This window comes from Micromonospora sp. C97 (genome assembly GCF_018070385.1).
GTDB lineage: Bacteria > Actinomycetota > Actinomycetes > Mycobacteriales > Micromonosporaceae > Micromonospora > Micromonospora parva.
Map to the genome: position 1 here is coordinate 88,864 of NZ_JAGPXU010000007.1, position 20,614 is coordinate 109,477.

The 20,614-nt window shown below is 71.3% G+C and carries 14 protein-coding genes and 1 pseudogene; 7 read left to right on the plus strand and 8 right to left on the minus strand.

Translation table 11 applies throughout. The features are described 5' to 3' along the window. Positions 1 to 22 precede the first annotated feature (22 nt). The 3 genes from KBX26_RS12850 to KBX26_RS12860 all read right to left on the minus strand — a co-directional run bounded on the left by KBX26_RS12850 (position 23) and on the right by KBX26_RS12860 (position 3,421). On the minus strand, positions 23 to 766 hold the full coding sequence (locus tag KBX26_RS12850) for a hypothetical protein (RefSeq protein ID WP_245233724.1): 744 nt from the start codon (positions 764 to 766) through the stop codon (positions 23 to 25). A gap of 107 nt (positions 767 to 873) precedes the next feature. Then, positions 874 to 1,671, minus strand: a complete 798-nt coding sequence (yaaA, locus tag KBX26_RS12855; RefSeq protein WP_210863007.1) for a peroxide stress protein YaaA — start codon at positions 1,669 to 1,671, stop codon at positions 874 to 876. A gap of 64 nt (positions 1,672 to 1,735) precedes the next feature. Continuing rightward, complete coding sequence (locus tag KBX26_RS12860; protein WP_210865492.1) at positions 1,736 to 3,421, minus strand: glycosyltransferase family 39 protein; 1,686 nt, start codon at positions 3,419 to 3,421, stop codon at positions 1,736 to 1,738. Between the two features lie 172 nt (positions 3,422 to 3,593). Between KBX26_RS12860 and KBX26_RS12865 the strand changes: the two genes are divergently transcribed. After that, positions 3,594 to 4,634 carry an App1 family protein gene (locus KBX26_RS12865; protein WP_036412232.1) on the plus strand — a complete coding sequence of 347 codons (1,041 nt, stop codon included), beginning with the start codon at positions 3,594 to 3,596 and terminating at the stop codon, positions 4,632 to 4,634. Positions 4,635 to 4,647: 13 nt separating this feature from the next. Here KBX26_RS12865 and glgB read toward each other — a convergent pair whose 3' ends face one another. Both glgB and KBX26_RS12875 read right to left on the minus strand, forming a co-directional pair. Then, complete coding sequence (glgB, locus tag KBX26_RS12870; protein WP_210865493.1) at positions 4,648 to 6,750, minus strand: 1,4-alpha-glucan branching protein GlgB; 2,103 nt, start codon at positions 6,748 to 6,750, stop codon at positions 4,648 to 4,650. Between the two features lie 206 nt (positions 6,751 to 6,956). Then, positions 6,957 to 9,032 (minus strand): annotated as a pseudogene (locus tag KBX26_RS12875) (maltotransferase domain-containing protein); the annotation flags it as partial. A 227-nt stretch (positions 9,033 to 9,259) separates the two neighbouring features. Between KBX26_RS12875 and KBX26_RS12880 the strand changes: the two are divergent. The 3 genes from KBX26_RS12880 (at position 9,260) to KBX26_RS12890 (ending at position 11,079) form a co-directional block, all read left to right on the plus strand. After that, on the plus strand, positions 9,260 to 10,204 hold the full coding sequence (locus KBX26_RS12880) for an inositol-3-phosphate synthase (protein WP_210865494.1): 945 nt from the start codon (positions 9,260 to 9,262) through the stop codon (positions 10,202 to 10,204). A gap of 78 nt (positions 10,205 to 10,282) precedes the next feature. Then, entirely contained in the window at positions 10,283 to 10,681 is a 399-nt protein-coding gene (locus KBX26_RS12885; RefSeq protein WP_051708754.1) for a CrcB family protein, read from the plus strand. Beyond that, complete coding sequence (locus tag KBX26_RS12890; protein ID WP_210865495.1) at positions 10,681 to 11,079, plus strand: CrcB family protein; 399 nt, start codon at positions 10,681 to 10,683, stop codon at positions 11,077 to 11,079. The genes KBX26_RS12885 and KBX26_RS12890 overlap by 1 nt, the downstream gene beginning before the upstream one ends. On the opposite strand, the gene glgA is transcribed toward KBX26_RS12890, so the two are convergent. Then, the gene (gene glgA / locus KBX26_RS12895) at positions 11,076 to 12,281 is read right to left on the minus strand and encodes a glycogen synthase (protein ID WP_210859028.1); all 1,206 of its coding nucleotides are present in this window, start codon (positions 12,279 to 12,281) and stop codon (positions 11,076 to 11,078) included. The genes KBX26_RS12890 and glgA overlap by 4 nt on opposite strands. 72 nt (positions 12,282 to 12,353) lie before the next feature. Here glgA and glgC point away from each other — a divergent pair, with 72 nt between their 5' ends. Then, positions 12,354 to 13,586 carry a glucose-1-phosphate adenylyltransferase gene (gene glgC, locus KBX26_RS12900; protein WP_030335777.1) on the plus strand — a complete coding sequence of 411 codons (1,233 nt, stop codon included), beginning with the start codon at positions 12,354 to 12,356 and terminating at the stop codon, positions 13,584 to 13,586. 31 nt (positions 13,587 to 13,617) lie between these two features. Then, positions 13,618 to 15,261, plus strand: coding sequence for a phosphoglucomutase (alpha-D-glucose-1,6-bisphosphate-dependent) (gene pgm / locus KBX26_RS12905; protein WP_030335775.1), 1,644 nt, complete (start codon positions 13,618 to 13,620; stop codon positions 15,259 to 15,261). 128 nt (positions 15,262 to 15,389) lie between these two features. Here the strand turns inward: pgm and KBX26_RS12910 are convergent, their stop codons facing one another. Together KBX26_RS12910 and KBX26_RS12915 are read right to left on the minus strand one after the other, a co-directional pair. Beyond that, positions 15,390 to 16,313: an NAD(+)/NADH kinase gene (locus KBX26_RS12910; RefSeq protein WP_247680578.1), complete on the minus strand. Its 924-nt coding sequence runs from the start codon at positions 16,311 to 16,313 to the stop codon at positions 15,390 to 15,392. Between the two features lie 100 nt (positions 16,314 to 16,413). Beyond that, positions 16,414 to 19,521, minus strand: coding sequence for a M14 family metallopeptidase (locus KBX26_RS12915; protein ID WP_210865497.1), 3,108 nt, complete (start codon positions 19,519 to 19,521; stop codon positions 16,414 to 16,416). A gap of 41 nt (positions 19,522 to 19,562) precedes the next feature. On the opposite strand from KBX26_RS12915, the gene KBX26_RS32975 reads away from it, so the two are divergent. Further along, entirely contained in the window at positions 19,563 to 20,546 is a 984-nt protein-coding gene (locus KBX26_RS32975; RefSeq protein ID WP_307857805.1) for an acyltransferase, read from the plus strand. Positions 20,547 to 20,614: the final 68 nt, after the last annotated feature.

Genomic DNA, 20,614 nt, shown 5'->3' on the forward strand with positions numbered 1-20,614 from the left:
GACGTCCGGACGCCGGCACCGATCAGCAGGCGGCGCGACCCGCCGGCGCACCGACAGCACGCGCCGGGTTCATCCCGCGTGCTGTCGCCGTCCCGGGTGCCGCCATCGGTGCGCGCGCCGGCTCCAACGCCGCGCTGCGCAGGATCCGCTGCCGGTCCGGGCCGTCGGCCACGCTGACCAGGAAGCAACCGGTGCCGGGGCGGAGCCGGGCCGGCACGTCGAGCACGGCCGCGCCCCGGATGAGCACCGCTGCCAACTCCCGGTCGGTGAGCCGGACACCGAGGATGTGCCGGCGGACGTGCCGCCCGGCGGCCAGCAGCGCCGAGCGCCAGGCCGCCTCCGCCAGCCGGGTCACCAACCGCCGCCGGGCCGGCGAGGCGCCGGGCAGCGGCCCGCCGAGCAGCTCGCGCCGCCCCTGCCACCAGCCCGCGTCCAACATCCGGGTGTACGCGCCCTGGTGCTCCCGGGGCACCCACAGCCGGTGCAACTCGTAGCGGCGCCGCAGGCCGCCGACGGCAACCTCGTGGGTGACCGGGATGTCCAGCCGGGCGAGCAGTTGCCGCATGCGCTGCGCGGCGTCCTCCCGATTGAACTCCACCCCGGGGGTGTGCTCGGCCCGTACCGCGCTCGGTCGGGCGGCGGTCGGCGGCGGTGTGCACCGTTGCAGGCAGGCGGCCTCGAACGCGTCGCCCAGTGTCAACCAACCCAGCGGGGCCGGGGACGTCGAGGGGTGGGGCCGGTCGAGCAGGGCGGGTTCGCGGGTCAACGGAGGCTCCCTTGTCGGAGTCTGGGTCGCCTTACCGTGGCCCCTGTCACGCCGTTACGGAACCGCTCCGGCCGAGCCTTGAGCAAATCTTGCGGCTGCCGTGCCCGCTACAGGTCGGTGACGACCACATCCACCTGCCGTACCCGGCCCGCGGCGGTGCCCTGCTCCAACACCGTGTGCTTCAACTCCCGCAGGGTGCCCACCAGCTCCGCCGCGGTACGCGGCCGGGCGCCGGCGACGAGGAGGTCGCGGACCAGCCGCCCCTTGGTGGCCTTGTTGAAGTGGCTGACCACCGAGCGGACCGGCACCCCGTCGACCTCCCGCTCGTGCAGAACCCGCACGGTGACGGTGCGCTCGGCCAGCTCCCCGCGCGGCGTCCAGGTGGCCGCGTACGCACCGGAGCGCAGGTCCAGCACCGGGCCCCGCCCGGCAGCCCCGTCCACCGCCGGCGTCAGCTCCCTGCGCCAGTACGCCGACAGCGCCCCGACCTCGGGCAGTCGGGCGCCGATCGGGCAGCGGTACGGCGGGATCCGGTCGGCCAGCCGTACCGCGCCCCACAGGCCGGAGCTGATCAGGATCGACCGGCGGGCCGCCCGTTGCGCCGCGGCCGGCAGGGAGGCCAGGTCCAGCGCCTCGTAGAGCACCCCGGTGTAGAGCCGCTCGGCCGGGGCGGTGGCCGCCTCCCGCAGTCGGGCGTTGCGCCGCAGTTCGCCGCGTTGACCCTCGCTGAGGCCGAGTGCCGACCGCGCCGCCTGCTCGTCCGGCCCGGCGCTCAGCGCCACCAGGGCGTCCAGCACCCGCTCGCGGGCCGGGTTCAGCTCGGGCAGCGACAGCCGGTCCGGGGCCCAGCGCCGTCCGGTGCCGGCGTCGGCCTTCCCCTCCGAGGGCGGCAGCAGGATGAGCATGGGTCTCCTCGACGGGCGAAACGCGGCGCCCCACGCGCCGGCCCGGCCAGCGTACGACCAGCCCCTACCGCCAGGGCCGCACCGGGGTGTCGGGGTGGTACACGCGATAGCCGCCGACATCCCGCACCGGCGTGGCGTCACCCCGGTCGGCGAGCAGCCTGCGCAACCGCCGGTCCATCGGCGAGCCGGCCTCCACCACGTAGCCCGGCCGCTCGGCCCGCCCCACCTGCCGCCAGTACGGCCGGTAGCGGTTCTGCCCGGGGGACAGGTCGGCGTCGAGCACCCCGCAGACCACCGACTCGTCCGTGTTGAAGATCAACCGGTTGCAGGTCCAGTAGTCCCCGTACACCTCGTGGGGCCCGTCGGCGCGCAGCGCGGCGGCCAACTCCCGGGCCTGGCGCTCCTCGGTCCGCGACGCCGCGGTGCCGGTGGCCGCGAAGAGCACGGTGATCACCAGCGTGGTCACTGTCAGCACGGCCAACACGGTGGCGGACAGCGCGCCGGCGATCCGGCCCAGCACGCTGCTGGTGCCCCGCCAGGCGGTCAGCGCCGCCACCCAGAGCGGCCAGAGTACCGCCGGCAGCGACAGTTGCAGCACCGACAGGTAGCGGGCGTTGTCCAGTGGGCTGGTCGCGGCGAGCGGGCTGCGCACGTACGACAGCAGTGTCAACGCCGCTCCGGCGATCAGCGCGAGCTGCACGACCGGCCCGACCCGCTCTGCACGCAACCCTCCGGGCCTTTGCTCTGCACCCGCGGACGCGACACCGGCGCGTTCGACCCGCTCCCTACCCGGAGTTGCGGCCGCGCGACGGTACGCGAGCACCGCGAGTGCCGTGCCGGCCACCAGCAGCACCGGGTACAGCACGCCGAACCACTGTTGCCAGCGTCCGCAGCCGTCCACCGGGCAGAGCCCGTGCGCCAGCGGCACCCCCTCCAGCAGGCCACCCCGGATCCGGTCGGACCACGGTGGCTGCGGCCCGGTCTTGGTGCTGACCTCCCGGAACACCGACAACGAGTCCTCACCGGGCCCGGCCCGCAGGTTGTCGACGATCATCGGGGCCACCCCGACGACCGCCCCCGCCACCAGCAGCAGACCGCACCAACCGAGCAGCTCCCGCCGTACCGCCCAGAGCAGGGCCAGCCCGGCCACCGCGAGGTACGGCAGGATCAGCCAGTCCGACCAGACCGACAGCCCGACGAGCAGCCCGAACAGCCCGATCGCGAGGCGTCGGCGGTGAACCGTGCCGACGGCCAGCCCCACGGTGATCAGCAGCATCAGCAGCACCGCCGGCTTCACCTCCGGCCGCCCACCGACGACGGTGAGCTGGTCGCGCACCACCCGTTCCGGCCCGAGCGCGAGCAGACCCACCACGAAGGCGGCGAACCACGGTGTGCAGAGCCGGCGGGTCAACCGGTGGATCAGATAGAGGAAGACCGCGTACAGCACGAGCATCGGCAGCCGCAGCACCGGCCAGCTCGGCCCGGCCACCGCCATCAGGGGAGCGGCCAGGTACGACTCCAACACCCCCATGTAGTGCTGGCCGTAGAGAAAGATCGGGCGTTCCCGGCCCTGGGCGATGTGCAGCGCGGCGAGACCGAAGGTCGCCTCGTCGCTGTTCGACACCGGCACGGTGAAGAGCGTCAGAATCAGCCGGTAGACGACACCGGCGACCCCGAACAGCAGCGCGACGAGCGCCGGCCGGTCGAGTCGCGGACGCCATCGCCCGCGGTGCTGCTCTGGATGCGACACGACCAACGCCCCCGTCGTCGTCCCGACCGGAGTGTTTCACGTCCGGCCGGGCCGCCGAGGTGGATCGGCGCAGCCAGGGTTGGCGGGGCCGGTACGGCCGGGGCTGGCTGGGCCGGTGCGGCCGGGGACGGCTCGCGTGGCCGTGGCTGCCGACGTGTGGCAGGGTTGGCGCGTGCCACCCACTCCCGCCGGCCAGCTGGCCGTACCGAACCTGCACCGGGCCGCGCGGATCGAGGACGCCGTGCACCAGCTCGTCGAGCGTCGGCTGCGGCGCACCGGCTGGCGGATCAACATCGTCGCGTACACCGGTTACGGCGCGCCGGGGTGGGTGCGGGTGATGTGTCGGGTCCTGCTGGGCCGTCCGGACACCCGCCAGCGGGGTCGGCTGGACAAGGTCCGCGGCTGGCGCAGCTTCACCACACTGCCCGCCAAGCACGTCACGGTGACCATCGAGGCCGGCGGGGTGTGCCACGAGACGCGGGCCGACCGCAGCGGCTTCGTCGACACGCTTGTCGAGGCCGACCTGCCGCCCGGTTGGGGCACGGTCCGGCTCAGCGTCCCGGACGCCGAACCGGTCGACGCGCCGGTGCGCATCCTCGACCCGGACGTCAAGTTCGGCATCCTCTCCGACATCGACGACACGGTGATGGTGACCGCGCTGCCCCGACCGCTGCTCGCCGCCTGGAACACGTTCGTGCTCGACGAGCACGCGCGCAACGCCGTGCCCGGCATGGCGGTGCTCTACGAACGGCTGGTCACCGCGCATCCCGGCGCCCCGGTCTTCTACCTCTCCACCGGCGCGTGGAACGTGGCGCCCACGTTGACCCGCTTCCTGTCCCGGCACCTCTACCCGGCCGGGCCGCTGCTGCTCACCGACTGGGGGCCGACCGCCGACCGCTGGTTCCGCAGCGGCATGGAACACAAGCGCAGCACCCTGGCCCGGCTGGCCAAGGAGTTCCCCGACGTGCGCTGGCTGCTCGTCGGCGACGACGGCCAGCACGATCAGGAGATCTACCGCGAGTTCGCCGCCGCCCACCCGGAGAACGTCGCCGGGGTGGCGATCCGCCGACTCTCCCCGACCCAGTCGGTGCTGGCTGGTAGCCTCCCCGCCCCGGCCGGCCGCCCCTCGTCGGGGCCGGTGGGGCAGAAGTGGCTCTCCGCCCCGGACGGCGCCGGCCTGTGGCAGCTGCTGCGCGACGCCGGCCTGGTCTGACCGGCGGGTCGCATCAGCTCTGGCGGAGCCAGATCGCACCCAACGGCGGCACCTGGAGGGCCGCTGACGCGACCATCCCGTGCCACGGCACGTCCTCGGCCCGCACCTCGCCCAGGTTGCCCACCCCGGACCCGCCGTAGTGGTGGGCGTCGGTGTTGAGCACCTCCTGCCACGTCCCGCCGGCCGGCAATCCGATCCGGTAGTCGTGCAGCGGCTGAGCGGAGAAGTTCGCCACGCAGACCAGCGTCGAGCCGTCCGGGGCGATCCGGATGAACGACACGGTGTTGTTGGCGACGTCGTCACCGGCGATCCAGCGGAAGCCAGCCGGCTCGGTGTCCTGGGCCCAGAGCGCCGGGGTGTCCCGGTAGACCCGGTTGAGGTCGCCGACGAGGCGTTGCACGCCGGCGCGGGCCGGGTCGTGCAGCAGGTACCAGTCGAGGCCGCGTTCCTCGCTCCACTCCCGGTCGTCTGCCAGCTCGGAGCCCATGAAGAGCAGTTGCTTGCCGGGGTGCGCCCACATGTACGCCAGCAGCGCCCGCACGTTCGCCAGCCGCTGCCAGGTGTCGCCGGGCATCTTGCCGGCCAGTGAGCCTTTGCCGTGCACGACCTCGTCGTGGCTGATCGGCAGCACGTAGTTCTCGCTCCAGGCGTACGCCAGGGAGAAGGTGAGCTGGTGGTGGTGGTGCTGGCGGTAGATCGGGTCCTTCGAGGTGTAGAGCAGGGTGTCGTGCATCCAGCCCATGTTCCACTTGAACCCGAAGCCGAGCCCGCCCTCGGCGGTGGGTCGGGTGACCCCCGGCCAGGCGGTGGACTCCTCGGCGATCATGACGACGCCGGCGTGGTGCTTGTAGACGGTGGCGTTGACCTCCTGGAGGAAGGCGATGGCCTCCAGGTTCTCCCGGCCGCCGTACTGGTTGGGGGCCCACTCGCCGTGGTTGCGGGAGTAGTCCAGGTAGAGCATCGAGGCGACCGCGTCGACCCGCAGCCCGTCGACGTGGAACTGATCGCACCAGTAGAGCGCGTTGGCGACCAGGAAGTTGCGGACCTCGTTGCGGCCGAAGTCGAAGACGTACGTGCCCCAGTCGGGGTGTTCGCCGCGCCGCGGGTCGGGGTGCTCGTAGAGCGGGGTGCCGTCGAACCGGGCGAGAGCCCACTCGTCCTTGGGGAAGTGCGCGGGCACCCAGTCCAGCAGGACGCCGATGCCGGCGGCGTGCAGTTGGTCCACCAGGTACCGGAAGTCGTCCGGGTCGCCGAACCGGGAGGTCGGCGCGTAGTAGCCGGTCACCTGGTAACCCCAGGAACCGCCGAACGGGTGCTCCATCACCGGCAGGAACTCCACGTGGGTGAAGCCCAGCTCGGTGACGTACGCGGTGAGCTGCTCGGCCAGCTCGCGGTAGCCCAGGCCGGGCCGCCACGAGCCGAGGTGCACCTCGTAGACGCTCATCGGCTCCTGGTGCGGCTGCCGTTCGGCCCGCCGGGCCAACCAGTCCGCGTCGTTCCACCGGTACGTCGAGTGGTGCACCACCGAGGCGGTGGCCGGCGGCACCTCGGCGTACGCGGCGAGGGGGTCGGCCTTGTCCCGCCACTGCCCGTCGGCGCCGAGCACCCGGTACTTGTAACGGGCCCCGACCCGCGCGTTGGGGACGAACAGCTCCCACACCCCGCTGGAGCCGAGCGAGCGCATCGGCCAGCCGTCGTCCGGCCCCCAGCCGGTGAAGTCGCCGACCACCCGCACGCCCTGGGCGTTGGGCGCCCAGACGCTGAACGCCACGCCCTCGTCGAACACCCGGGCGCCGAGCGCCTCCCACAGTCGCTCGTGCCGGCCCTCGCGGATCAGGTGCAGGTCCAGGTCGCCGAGGGTCGGCGGGTAGCGGTACGGGTCGTCGTGCGCGGTGCCGTCGACCTCCACCCGGTAGTCGAGCACGACGCCGTCGACCTGCGCCTCGAAGACGCCCACGTCGTGGACCCGCTTCATCGGGTGCCGCTCGTCGCCGACGAGCAGCATCACGTCCCCGGCGCCCCGGCGCATGGTGCGGATCGTCGTCGACGAGTCGGCGGGGTGCGCGCCGAGCAACGCGTGCGGGTCGTGCGTCGCGCCGGAGATCAGCTGGTCCATCGGTCGTCCTTCGGGGCGGGAGCGGTCGGCGCGGAACGGGACGGGCGGGTGGCGGCCGCACGGGCCGCCGCCCGGGACGCCAGGGTGGCCGGCGTCGCCGCCACGCTGGCCGGGGGCCCCGGAGCGGCGGTTGGGGCCGATGGCGCGGTGGCGGGGGGAGACGGTTCGGTGGCCGGGGCCACCGGGGCGGTGGCGGGGGCCGACGGCGCGGTGGCGGGGGGCGACGGCGCGGTGGCCGGGGCCACCGGGGCGGTGCCGCCGGACAGGTCGTCCGGCACGTCGGCGACGGTGAGGTCCGCCGGTTCGGCGCCCGCCAGCGGCGGCGCGACCGGCGGGGTCGGGCGACGCACCGTCAACACGTGCGCGGGTTGCAGGTACGGGTCGAGGCGTACCGCGTTGCGTTGACCCCAGTCGTAGCTGGTGCCGGTCAGCTCGTCGTACACCGTGAAGCGCTCGTGCCAGTCGAAGCCGAGCGCCGGCATGTCGAGGGTGGTGTTGCCCCACTGCACCTCGCGCGGGTCGAACGAGCAGATCACGATGACCGTGTTGCCGGTCTCCGGGTCGTGCTTCGACCAGCACAGCAGCGCCGGGTTGTCGATCTCGTGGAACCGCAGGTTGCGCAGCTGGTGCAGGGCGGGGTTGTCCCGGCGTACCCGGTTGAGGGTGGTCAGGAACGGCGCCAGCGAGCGGCCCTGCGCCTCGGCGGCGGCCCAGTCGCGGGGGCGCAGCTCGTACTTCTCGTTGTCCAGGTACTCCTCGGCGCCCGGCCGGGCCACGTGCTCGAACAGCTCGTAACCGGCGTAGAGGCCCCAGGAGGGGGAGAGCAGCGCGGCCAGCACCGCCCGGATCTTGAACATCGGCGGGCCGCCGTGCTGCAACGACTCGTGCAGGATGTCGGGGGTGTTCGGCCAGAAGTTCGGCCGCATGTAGTCGGCCGCCTCGATCAGCTCCTCGCAGTACTCCCGCATCTGCGCGGCCGTCGTGCGCCAGGTGAAATAGGTGTACGACTGGGTGAAGCCGATCTTGCCGAGGCCGTGCATGATCGCCGGCCGGGTGAACGCCTCGGCCAGGAACAGCACGTCCGGGTCGACAGTCTTCACCTCGGCGATCAGCCAGTGCCAGAAGTCGAACGGCTTGGTGTGCGGGTTGTCCACCCGGAAGATCCGGATGCCCTCACCGACCCAGTGCAGCACCACCCGCAGCACCTCGGCCCGGATGCCCTCGGGGTCGTTGTCGAAGTTGACCGGGTAGATGTCCTGGTACTTCTTCGGCGGGTTCTCCGCGTACGCGATGCTGCCGTCGGCCCGGGTGGTGAACCACTCCGGGTGCTCGGTGACCCACGGGTGGTCGGGCGCGCACTGCAACGCCAGGTCCATCGCGACCTCCAGGCCCTGTGCGGCAGCCGCCTGGATGAAGGCTCGGAAGTCCGCCGGCGTACCCAGGTCGGGGTGGATCGTGTCGTGGCCGCCCTCGGCGGCGCCGATCGCCCACGGCGAGCCCACGTCGGTCGGACCGGCGGTGAGCGCGTTGTTGCGGCCCTTGCGGTTGATGCGGCCGATCGGGTGGATCGGCGGCAGGTAGAGCACGTCGAAGCCCATCGCGGCGACACCCGGCAGCCGTTCGGTGGCGGTCGCGAAGGTGCCGGACCGGCCACCCACCGCCCCTTCGGAGCGGGGGAAGAACTCGTACCAGGCCGAGTAGAGCGCCCGCTTGCGGTCAACCCAGATCGAGTACGCGTCACCGGCGGTGACCAGCTCTCGCACCGGGTGCTCCCAGAGCAGGTCGGCCAGGGCCAGAGCCGGCCCGACCCGCTGCGCCAGCGGCAGGTCGGTGTCGACCAGCGCCGTGAGCGCGTCGGCGACCCGGGGCCGGTCGGCGGCCGGGACGAGGCTGCGGGCGGCGGCGAGTACCCGAGCGCCTTCGGCCAGGTCGTTGGCCAGGTCCTCCGGCCCCTGCCCGGCGGCGACCTTCTTGGTCACCGCGTTCTGCCAGGTCAGGTACGGGTCCTGGAACGCCTCGACGGAGAAGGTCCACGAGCCGACGGCGTCGGGGCAGATGGTGGCGTGCCAGCGGTCCTGACCCGGCTCGCCGGGGCGCATCCGGGTGAACGGCCGCGGCTCGCCGTCGGGGCCGGCCCACACCACGTTGCAGCCCAGCGCGTCGTGCCCCTCCCGGTAGGCGCGCGCCGACACCGGGACCGGTTCGTCGACCACCGCCTTTGCCGGGTACCGCCCGCAGGAGACGACGGGGGAGACGTCTTCGATCGGGAACCGTCCAGTCACCCCGCCAACCTACTGCGCGAGATCCGTTCGCGCGCGGCCAAGCGTGCCGCTCTGTCCCACACCCGGTGCACGGAAGGTGTCGCGACGATCCGAAGGACGCAAGATCGCGCAAAATCCTGGTTCTAGTGGTGTCGGAGCCTCGGCGATGCCACCAGATCGTGGTTCCAGCGTGATCTTGACGGCGGCGGAACGGGATCACCGAGCCGGAGGTGCCGTAGCCTCCGGTCATGATCAAACGGGTGAGGGTCGCGGTCGTCGGTGTCGGCAACAACACGTCAGCGCTGGTGCAGGGGATCGCGCTGCACCGCCACAACGGCAGCCTGGTGGGTGTCCGCCGGCCGGTCGTCGACGGGATCGCGGTGGGCGACATCGAGTTCGTCGCGGCCTTCGCCACCTCCAAGGAGAAGATCGGCAAGGATCTGACCGAGGCGATCTTCCTGCCGCCCAACAACGTCCCTCGGCTGAACTGCGACCTGCCCAGCTCGGGTGTGCCGGTCACGAAGGGGCTCGTCGACGCGACCGGGGTGGACCGGGTGGCGGCGGCACTGGCCGGGGCGGAGGTGCTGCTCTACTCGGCGCCGAGCGGCCGACCGGAGACCGCCCGGGCGTACGCCGAGGCGGCGCGCATCGCGGGCGTCGCCTTCATCAACACCACCGCCGACCCGATCTCCCGCGATCCGCAGGTGATGAGCCGGTTCGAGGCGGCCGGTCTGCCGCTGCTCGGAGACGACCTGGCCAGCCAGTTCGGCACCTCGGTGGTGCACAACGCGCTGTTGCGGCTGCTGCGCGAACGGGGCCTGACGCTGGTCAGTTCCTACCAGGTCAATCTGGGCGGTACCGAGGACTTCCGCAACCTGGTCGAGAACCCCAACACCAAGAAACAGTCCAAGCTCAACGCCCTGCCGGACGCCGACAAGGTCGAGGTGGCTCCGCTCGGCTACCTGCCGCACCTGCGATCACAGAAGGTGGCGCACCTCAACATCGAGGCGCAGGGCTGGGGTGAGACGACGCTGAGCCTCGACGTGAAACTGAAGGTTGACGACCCGAGTGGCGCGGCCGGGGTCAACATCGACCTGATCCGCATCGCGGCCGTCGCGCTCCGCAACGGGCACGGCGGTCACCCCGCACAGGCGACGTCGTTGTTCAAGTCCCCACCCGGAACGCCGATCTGACCGGGCGGACGTCGACCGTACGGGTGAGGGCCGCCCGGCCGGGGCGTCGGTGGCATACGACGGTGAGTCAATGGGCCAATGACAATCCTCGCGATCGTCGTCGGCGGTGGTATCGGCGCCACCCTGCGGTACCTGCTGGGGCTCGGCTTCGCGCCGTCCACGCCACCTGACTTCCCCTGGGTCACCTTCGTGATCAACATGGTGGGCGCGTTCGCGCTCGGCGCCGTGATGACGCTGCTCGCGGCACACCGGCTGCCGGGCCCGTGGGGCAAGCCGTTCCTGTCGACCGGGCTCATCGGCGGGTTCACCACCTGGTCGCACTTCATCGTCGAGAGCGACCAGCTGATCGGGGCGCGGCGCAGCGGAATCGGCATCGTCTACCTGGTCGTGTCCATCGTCCTCGGAGTGCTCGCGGCGGCGCTCGGCGCCCGCCTGGTGGAACTGCGCACCGGGCGTCCGACGGCAAGGAGTGCCTGATGTGGGTCGTCGGCATCGGGGTGTTCCTGGCCGGCGGACTCGGAGCGCTGAGCCGCGCCGGCGTCGACGCGTTGGTGAAGCCGTGGTGGAGCAGGCGGGCCACCGGGTCCAGCAAGGCGTTCCCGGCGAGCACCTTCCTGATCAACGTGTCGGGCGCGTTCGTGCTCGGCATCGTCACCGGCTACGCGGTGAAACACACCGCCGGAGGCGTGCAGGACTTCGCCACCGTCGTCGGCGTCGGCTTCCTCGGCGCGTACACCACCTTCTCCACCGAGGAGTGGCACACCCTGGGACTGCTGCGCAAGAACGCCGCCGTCGAGGCGTTCAACGTGCTCGGCAGCCTCTGCGCGAGCCTCGTGCTGGCCGCGCTCGGCCTGTGGCTCGGCAGCCTGATCTAGCGGGCCAGCACGGAGCGGTAGACCTCCAGGGTCTGCCCGGCGATGGCGTCCCAGGAGAAGTGCTCCACCGCGCGTCTCCGGCCGGCCAGGCCGAACCGTTCGGTGCGCGCCGGGTCCGCCAGCAGAGTGTTGATCGCCGCCGCCAGGTCGGCCACGAAACGGTCCGGGGCCAGGGGCGTGCCGGAGCCGTCGGTGGCCTGCTCGATCGGCACCAGCAGCCCGGTCTCACCGTCGGCCACGACCTCGGGGATACCGCCGGTGGCGGTCGCCACCACCGCCGTCTCGCAGGCCATCGCCTCCAGGTTGACGATGCCCATCGGCTCGTACACCGACGGGCAGGCGAAGACGGTGGCGTGGGTGAGCACCTGGATCACCTCGGGCTTGGGCAGCATCTCGGCCACCCAGACCACCCCGGAACGGTTGGCCCGCAGCTCGGCCACCAACTCCTCGACCTCGGCGGCGATCTCGGCGGTGTCCGGCGCGCCGGCCAGCAGCACCAGCTGGGTGTCCGCCGGCAACTCCCGGGCGGCGCGCAGCAGGTACGGCAGCCCTTTCTGCCGAGTGATCCTTCCCACGTAGACCACGCTCGGCCGGGACGGGTCGATGCCGAGCCGGTCGAGCACGTCGGTGCCGGCGTCCGGGGCGTACTGGATGGTGTCGATGCCGTTGTAGACCACCCGGACCCGGTCGGGGTCGATCTGCGGGTACGCGGTGAGCACGTCGGAGCGCATCCCGCCGCTGACCGCGATGATCGCGTCGGCCGACTCGTACGCCGTGCGCTCGATCCACGAGGAGAGCGCGTAACCACCGCCGAGCTGCTCGGCCTTCCACGGCCGCAGCGGCTCCAGGCTGTGCGCGGTCACCACGTGCGGCACCCCGTGCAGCAGCTTCGCGGTGTGACCGGCCAGGTTCGCGTACCAGGTGTGGCTGTGCACCACGTCGGTGCCGGCCGTGCCGGCGGCCATCTCCAGGTCCACGCCCATGGTGCGCAGCGCGGCGTTCGCGCCGGTCAGGCCGGGCGGTTCGGGGTACGCGGTGACGCCCGGCTCGGTGCGCGGCAGGCCGAAGCAGTGCACCCGCACGTCGGTGCGGCGGCGCAACTCCCGGGCCAGGTACTCGACGTGCACGCCCGCGCCGCCGTAGACCTCCGGTGGGTACTCGCGGGTGAGCAGATCGACGCGCGGCGGGGTGGGTTCCGTCATGACCCCGCACCCTAGTGCAGAAGACTCCCCGTACGAGTGGTGAAGTGAGGCGAGGGTGGATAGCGTCGGGGCATGGCTGCCAAGGTGCTCGCGATCGTCCTGGCGGGTGGGGAGGGCAAGCGCCTGATGCCACTCACCACGGACCGGGCCAAGCCGGCCGTCCCGTTCGGCGGGATGTACCGCATGGTCGACTTCGTCCTCTCCAACCTGGCCAACGCCGGCTATCTCAAGATCGTCGTGCTGACCCAGTACAAGTCCCACTCCCTCGACCGGCACATCACCAAGACCTGGCGGATGTCCACGCTGCTCGGCAACTACGTCACCCCGGTGCCCGCGCAGCAACGTCGCGGCCCGTGGTGGTTCGCCGGCTCGGCCGACGCCATCTACCAGAGCTTCAACCTCATCAACGACGAGCAGCCCGACTACGTGATCGTCTTCGGCGCCGACCACATCTACCGGATGGACCCGCGGCAGATGGTGGAAGACCACATCGCCTCCGGCGCGGCGGTGACCGTCGCCGGCATCCGCCAGCCGCTGTCGATGGCCGACCAGTTCGGCGTCATCGAGGTCGGCGAGGACGGCAAGCGGATCCGCGCGTTCCGCGAGAAGCCCACCGACGCGGTCGGCCTGCCCGACGCGCCGGACGAGATCTACGCCTCGATGGGCAACTACGTCTTCACCACCCGGGCCCTCTGCGAGGCGGTCGAGCGCGACGCCGAAGACAAGACCAGCAAGCACGACATGGGCGGCAGCATCATCCCGATGCTCGTCGAGCGCGGCGAGGCCAACGTCTACGACTTCCGCGACAACGAGGTGCCGGGCAGCACCGACCGCGACCGCGGCTACTGGCGGGACGTGGGAACGCTCGACTCGTTCTACGACGCGCACATGGATCTGATCAACGTGCACCCCGTCTTCAACATGTACAACTTCGACTGGCCGATCTACACCGAGCAGCCGCCGTGGCCGCCGGCGAAGTTCGTCCACCAGTGGGGTGAACGGGTCGGCCGGGCGGTCGGCTCGATGGTCTCCCCGGGTGTGGTGATCTCCGGCTCGCTGGTGGAGAACTCGATCGTCTCGCCGAAGGTGCGGGTGCACTCCTGGGCGCACGTCGAGGGCTCGGTGCTGATGGAGGGTGTGGAGATCGGCCGGCACGCGGTGATCCGACGGGCCATCCTGGACAAGAACGTGTTCGTCCCGGAGGGCGTCGAGATCGGCGTCGACCTGGAGAAGGACCGGCAGCGCTACACCGTCTCCGACAACGGCATCGTGGTGATCGGCAAGGGCCAGAAGGTCGTGCCGTGAGCGTCCCGCACTTCCCGAGGAGGATCCCGCAGTGACCCACCCCCGTGCCGGCCAGCCCGCCGAGCCCGCCGACCTGGTCGACGTGCCGCGCCTGGTGACCGCCTACTACGCCGAGCATCCGGACCCCGCGGACCCGGCCCAGCAGGTCTCCTTCGGCACCTCCGGGCACCGCGGCTCCAGCCTGCGCAACGCGTTCAACTCCGACCACATCCTCGCGGTCACCCAGGCGCTCTGCGACTACCGACGCGAGCAGGGGTTGGACGGGCCGCTCTTCCTCGCCCGGGACACCCACGCGCTCTCCGCGCCGGCCGCGGTGGACGCCCTGGAGGTGCTCGCCGCCAACGGGGTCACCGTGCTGGTGGACAGCCGCGACGGCTACACCCCGACCCCGGCGCTGTCGCACGCGATCCTCACCCACAACCGGGGGCGGACCAGCGGCCTCGCCGACGGCATCGTGATCACCCCGTCGCACAACCCGCCCGACGACGGCGGTTTCAAGTACAACCCCACCAACGGCGGGCCGGCCGACACCGACGTCACCCGGTGGATCCAGGACCGGGCCAACGCCATCCTCGCCGCCGGGCTCAAGGAGGTCCGCCGGATCACCTACGCGCGGGCGCGGGCCGCCGACACCACCGGGGAGTACGACTTCCTCGCCCACTACGTCGACGACCTGCCGGCGGCGATCGACATCGACGCCATCCGTGACGCGGGGATCCGCATCGGCGCGGACCCGCTGGGCGGGGCGAGCGTGGCGTACTGGGGTGAGATCGCCGAGCGGCACCGGCTGGACCTGACGGTGGTCAACCCGACCGTCGACCCGACCTGGCGGTTCATGACCCTGGACGGCGACGGCAAGATCCGGATGGACTGCTCCTCGCCGAACGCGATGGCGTCGTTGATCGCCGCGCGGGCCGATTACCAGATCTCCACCGGCAACGACGCGGACGCCGACCGGCACGGCATCGTCACCCCGGACGCCGGGCTGATGAACCCCAACCACTTCCTGGCGGTGGCGATCGGACACCTGTTCCGCACCCGCACCGAGTGGGGGCCGGCGGCCGCCGTGGGCAAGACCCTGGTCTCCTCGTCGATGATCGACCGGGTTGCCGCCGACCTGGGCCGGCCGCTGCTGGAGGTGCCGGTCGGCTTCAAGTGGTTCGTACCCGGCCTGCTCGACGGCGCTGTCGGCTTCGGCGGTGAGGAGAGCGCCGGGGCGTCGTTCCTGCGCCGCGACGGCTCGACCTGGACCACCGACAAGGACGGCATCCTGCTCTGTCTGCTCGCCGCCGAGATCCAGGCCACCACCGGCCGCAGCCCGAGCGAGCACTGGGCGGAGTTGGCCGAGCGCTTCGGCGCGCCCGCGTACGCCCGGATCGACGCCCCCGCCACCCGGGAGCAGAAGGCAGTGCTCGGCAAGCTCTCCCCGGACCAGGTCACCGCCACCGAGCTGGCCGGTGAGCCGATCACCGCGACGCTGACCACCGCCCCGGGCAACGGCGCACCGATCGGTGGCCTCAAGGTGAGCACCGAGTCCGGCTGGTTCGCCGCCAGGCCCTCCGGCACGGAAGACGTCTACAAGATCTACGCCGAGTCCTTCCAGGGCCCCGACCACCTGAAGAAGATCCAGGAAGAAGCCAAAACCCTGGTAGACCAAGCCCTAACCCAGGCCTAACCCCACGCACCCCCTCCTGCCCCCCTCTACCCCGGTTGATCAAGAGGTTTGCGTCATGCCGACCGGCGTGTCGTGACGCAAACCTCTTGATCAACGGCGTCGCGGGGCAGGCAGCGGGGTGGGGGTATTCAGCAGGGTGGGGGGTCGGCGGATGGGGGTAGTTGTTGGCCGCGTCGGCGCAGCTCTTCGGGGAGTAGTTCACGGAGTTGCTCGGGGAGGAACGGCAGGTCGAGCAGCGTCATCTTCAACTGGTTGCGCTCCTGGTAACGCAGCGGATCGAAGCGGACCACCAGACCGGCATCGCGGCGGTACGAGATGTCCACCGTCCCCTCCGTCGCCGCGTCGCGGAACACCAACCCGTCCATCTCCACGACCACCGGCGACGAGTTGGGCTGCAACTCCAACCGGATCTTCTCGTCCGGGGAGAGCACCACCGCCCGGGAGATGCCGGCCATCGGCGCCGCCGGCGTGATCACCACCGAGTCCGCCGCCGGGGAGATCAGTGGACCACCGGCGGCGTAGCTGTACGCCGTCGAGCCGATCGGAGTGCTGACCACCACGGCGTCGCTGCGGTAGTAGCCGTACTGCTGGCCGTCGATGGCGAGCGTGACGCTGACGAAGCCGGCCCCCGGCTGGCGAACCAACGCGATGTCGTTGAACGCCACGATGTCGTCACCGCAGACGTCGCAGGCGAGGCAGGCGTGCGACTCGATGGTGAAATCCTTCGACAGCAGCCGGCTCAGCGCTTCGGGCAACTCCGGCGGTTCGACTTCGACGAGAAACCCCAGACGACCCAGGTGTACGCCGAGCACCGGCTTGGGGTCGCCGATGGCGGAGCGCAGCGCACCCAGCATGGTGCCGTCACCGCCGATGCTGATCAACGCGTCGGCGCGGGCCGCGACCTCACCCGCCGGCACCGGCTCGACGGCGGACGGGACACGGTGCTGGTCCTCCTCGCGCACCATCAGCGTCTTGTGGTGACGCGTCGCCCACCGCTCGATGATCCCGACCACCTCGGTGACATCCCGGGTGGGGTGCAGCACAAGTCCCAGCCCCGACACCCGTACAGCTCATCACATCGCTGGCGGGCGCACCCGGCGTACGCCGAAGGTGTGCCGGCGGCCCGCGGACCGCCGGCACACCTCGCCACCGTCAGGGGCGGGGCTGACCGGTGAGGTGGGTCAACGAGCGGGCGACCAGGTCATCGCGGGCCGCCGGAGGCAGACCCTCCAACCCGAAGCCCAGATACACCGTGTCCCCGGTGACCACCACCGAACCCTCCTCGAACGCCTGCTGGCTGCGCGACCAGTCGTTGGCGTTGCCCGCGGAGCCGGGCGGCGGACCGGCCACCGTCCAGCCCCCCAGGTCGGCCGACTCGAACGAGGTCTCCGCCACTGTCGACCCGTCGACAAGCACCCGGGCGTCGTCCAGGAAGACACCCAGCCCCTGGGTGCCCCAGTCCGAGGCGTACGTGATCGACACCTCGACCTGCTTGCCGGCGTAGCCCGACAGGTCGACCACGAACTCCTTCCAGCCGCCCGACGAGCCGGTCGCCGCGTTCCAGCTGCCGGTGCTCCCGGTGGGGGAGCAGTCCGCGCCCTGGTAGTGCGCGAGGAACGGGTGCAACTGCTCCACCCAACCCTCGGTGCAGCTGTCGCCGGTGACAGTGCCGGTCTTGCCGTTGACGTCCGGCAGGGTCGTCCAGTCGTCGCTGCCCACCTCGTGCGCCTCGACGAACATGAAGTCCCAGTCCTGCTCGATCTCGTAGGAGGTGAAGAAGCGCAACTCCGCGCTGCCCGCCCCGGTGAGGTCCACCGTGCGGGTGAGCCGCTTGTACGACTCGTCGGTCTGCCCGCTGTACAGGTACCACTCACCGGTACGCGGATCGAACGGCGCACCGCCCGGTCGGGTCCAGCCCACCGGCGCGGAACTGGCGAACTGCGGGAACTCGTCCGGCGGCAGGAAGCTCGACGTGGTCAGGAACGACGCGGTGTGCGCCTGGTTCTCCGCCGAGCCCGAAGCGTTCAGCTGCCCGGTGAAGCCGGTGAACGCCGCGTCGGTCCCGGCGACCGGGAACGGTTCCCCCGCCGGGCTGGTTCCGCCGTCACTGACGTAGGTGTGCGCGCCCAGCCAGTACTGCTGGAAGTCGTTCAACAGGGGCAGACAGCTGGCGGCCCCGGCGTCGGTGCACTCCGGTGGCGCGTCCGGGTGATAGACGTACGACCCGTTGGCGCCCTGCGCGAACAACGCGTACTGGCCGCTGACCAGTAGTTTGCCGCCCTCGTTCAGGTAGTCCCGAACGGCCAGCTCGGTGTCCAGGGCCGCCCTGGCCGTCGTGCCGGCCACCTGACCGGGGGAGCGCAGGATCACGTCGTCGCCGGTCTCCCAGACCACCGCCCGGTAGTGCGACAGCACGCCCAGCGGATGCGGCGCCTTGCGGCCCATGACGTCGAAGTCGTACACGTCGCTGCTGCGCCCGGCGGCGCTCAGCGACGCCGCGACCTCGTCGGCGTACTTCGCGGTGCTGCCGGTCTGCGCCGGGCTGAGGCCGGTGACGTCCTCCATCGCGAGAACCAGCACGTCACCGCCGATGTCGTTGTGCACCCGATAGGTGAAGTGGTCGCTGGCCACCACCCCGGCACGCGGTTTGTTCCCGGTGAACCAGACCTCCACCCGGTCGCCCGGCTTAGCGCCGCTGACCGTGCCGCGTAGCTCGGCGTAGTAGTCGTCGTGCGTGTCGCCGTACCGTTCGCCGCCGCGCCACTCGCGGACCGCGACAGTCTTCGGCCGTCCACCGTTGACCATGTAGTGCATCCGCACGTTCTTCAGCGCCCGACGGGTGATCGAGGCGACCTGCTGGGTGCGCCCGTACGAGGTGTCGAAGGCGTCCACCACGAAGTCCGGGGTGCTGCGACCGACCACCGACACCGGCTCGTCCGGGTCCGCCGCGGACCGGGCCACGGCCAGCGCGAACGGCAGGTTCTTGCCCACCTCGCCGGCGATCAGCGCCTCGTCGTCCGGGAAGATGAAACCGCTGACGCAGTCCTCCGGGCGCCACTGGTCGTCCGGGTCGACGGCCGAGGCGGCCTCGCAGGTGGACATCTCCGGGGTGAAGCCCAGCGTGCCGTACTTGACGGTGGCGTGACTGTCGGTGTCCCCGTTGGTGGTGTACAGCTCCGCGGAGATGTCCGGGTCGTAGCCGGGCACCGCCGGGTGCGCGTCGTCCCCGGCCATCGCCTTGTAGATCTCGTCGTCCGGGGTGGGGGTGCTCACCTGCCAGCCGACGCCGTAGAGCAGCAGCTCGGCCGCCGAGTGGTAGTTGACGAAGAACTCGAACCCCACCCGCTTGAAGAGCCGGTCCAGGGCCACCGTCTCCGGCTCCGAGTTGGGGCCCGGACCCCGGTAGGTCTCACTGTTCGGCTCCGGCGACGAACCCTCGTTGTCGTACCCCCACTTGTAGCTGAAGTTGCGGTTGAGGTCGACGCCGTCGCCGGAGCCGATCTGCCCGTCACCGTTGTTGTCCCGCAGGTTCTTGCGCCACAACCGGTTGCCGGGGGTGAAGGTGAAGTCGTAGCCGTCCGGGTTGGCGACCGGCAGGAACCACAGCTCGGTCGTGTTCAGGAGCTTGGTGATCTCCGGGTCGGTGCCGTAGCTGTCCAGCACGTGGTGCATGAGCCGGCGGGTCATCTCCGGCGTGATCCACTCACGGGCGTGCTGCGCGCCGGCATAGAGCACCGCCGGCCGCTTGCCGTCCGCGACGGTCCGCGCGTTCTTGGTGACCTTCACCGCGACGATCGGCTGCCCCTGCTGGCTGCGACCGATCGTCTGCACCTTGGTCAGCTTCGGATATCGGGCTGCGGTGGCGTTCAGCTCGTCGCGCAGGCCGCCCGGCTCACCGTAGGGACGGAAACTCGTCCAGCCGGCCGCGCCCTGCTCCCGCAGCGCCTGCGACGCGTCCTTGCCGCGAATCTTCTTCACCGACAGCGGTACGCCCTTGTCGGTCAACCGCTTCGCCTGCCGTCGGCTGAGCACCGTCTCGACCGTCGTCCGGCCCGACGAGTCCGTCTTCGCGTCGTGGCCGAGGTCGACCCCCGCCGCGCGCAGCTGCTCCCGCTGTTTCGCGTCGACGGTGCCGACGTACACCTCCAGGCCGTCGCGGGCGCCCGGGTCGGACGGTGGCCGCGCGCTGGCCGGTGGGGTGAGTGCCAGTGCGCCGAGCAGGGTGACCACGCTGGCGATCGCCAGTCGTCTCGGTCTCATCGCGCCTCCTTGGGTGAAGGACCTGTAGGCGCGAGCCTTCGGTGCGGCGTGATCGATGTCAATGGTTCGATGGGGGGAACGTTGCTGACCGTGTCGACGTAACTTCCTGCCGTGACGACCGGCCGCGTGGGCTGGCCGCCGTAAAAGTCGGCGCCGACGTCCGGTCCCGTGCACTCTCCCGACACAAGAGATGGGCATTCGTGCATAAAACCGACTATCCGCACGTACGCTCGCTCCTGTCCGCAGCAGTGGTGACGAAGCCAGATGGGGGAACAGGTGTCGATGCGTCAGATCCGTGGTCCGGTCCGGCCGGGCGTCATCGTCGCGGGGCGGTGCCGAGCCTGATGCGCGTGTCGTCGCAGCACCCGGGGCGGGTGGTCACGGCGATTGCCCGCCTCCTCGACCTGATCTGGGTCAACGGCACGCGGGCTCGCAGGGCCGTGCGGGGCGTGGCCAGCGCTCGCCGGTTTGCCGCCCATGGAGACAACTTCGCCTTCGACCCGGACGGCGTCTACACCTACGAGACGATCGAGGTCGGCCGCAATGTCGATCTCGGTCACCGTCCGGTCATCATGGCTGCTCGATCCCGGATCCGCATCGGTGACAACGTCATGTTCGGGCCCGAGGTGACCATCCGGGGTGGCAACCACCGGATCGACCGCCTCGGCGTGCCGATGATCTCCGTCGAGAAGTGTCCCACCGACGGGGCTCTCGATCGGGGAGTGACGATCGGCGACGACGTGTGGGTGGGCACCCGTGCCGTCATCCTGCACGGAGTGACGATCGGTCGCGGTGCGGTGATCGGGGCGGGCGCCGTGGTGACCCGTCCGGTGCCGCCCTACGCGATCGCCGCCGGCAACCCCGCCCGAGTGATCCGGTTGCGCTGGCCGGTGGAGGCGATCGTCTCGCACGAAGAGCAGCTCTACCCGCCGGAACGCCGACTGGCGCCAGCGGAGCTGGCGGTGCTGTCGGATCTTCCAGGGTCCGCCGCGCGGCCCGACTCGTCCGTCGCCACCGTCCCCTGACGGCGCGGCGCATCGTCGTGCCGTAGTCGCACGATGACGAAGCGTGACAGTCGTTGGGGAAACTCGTT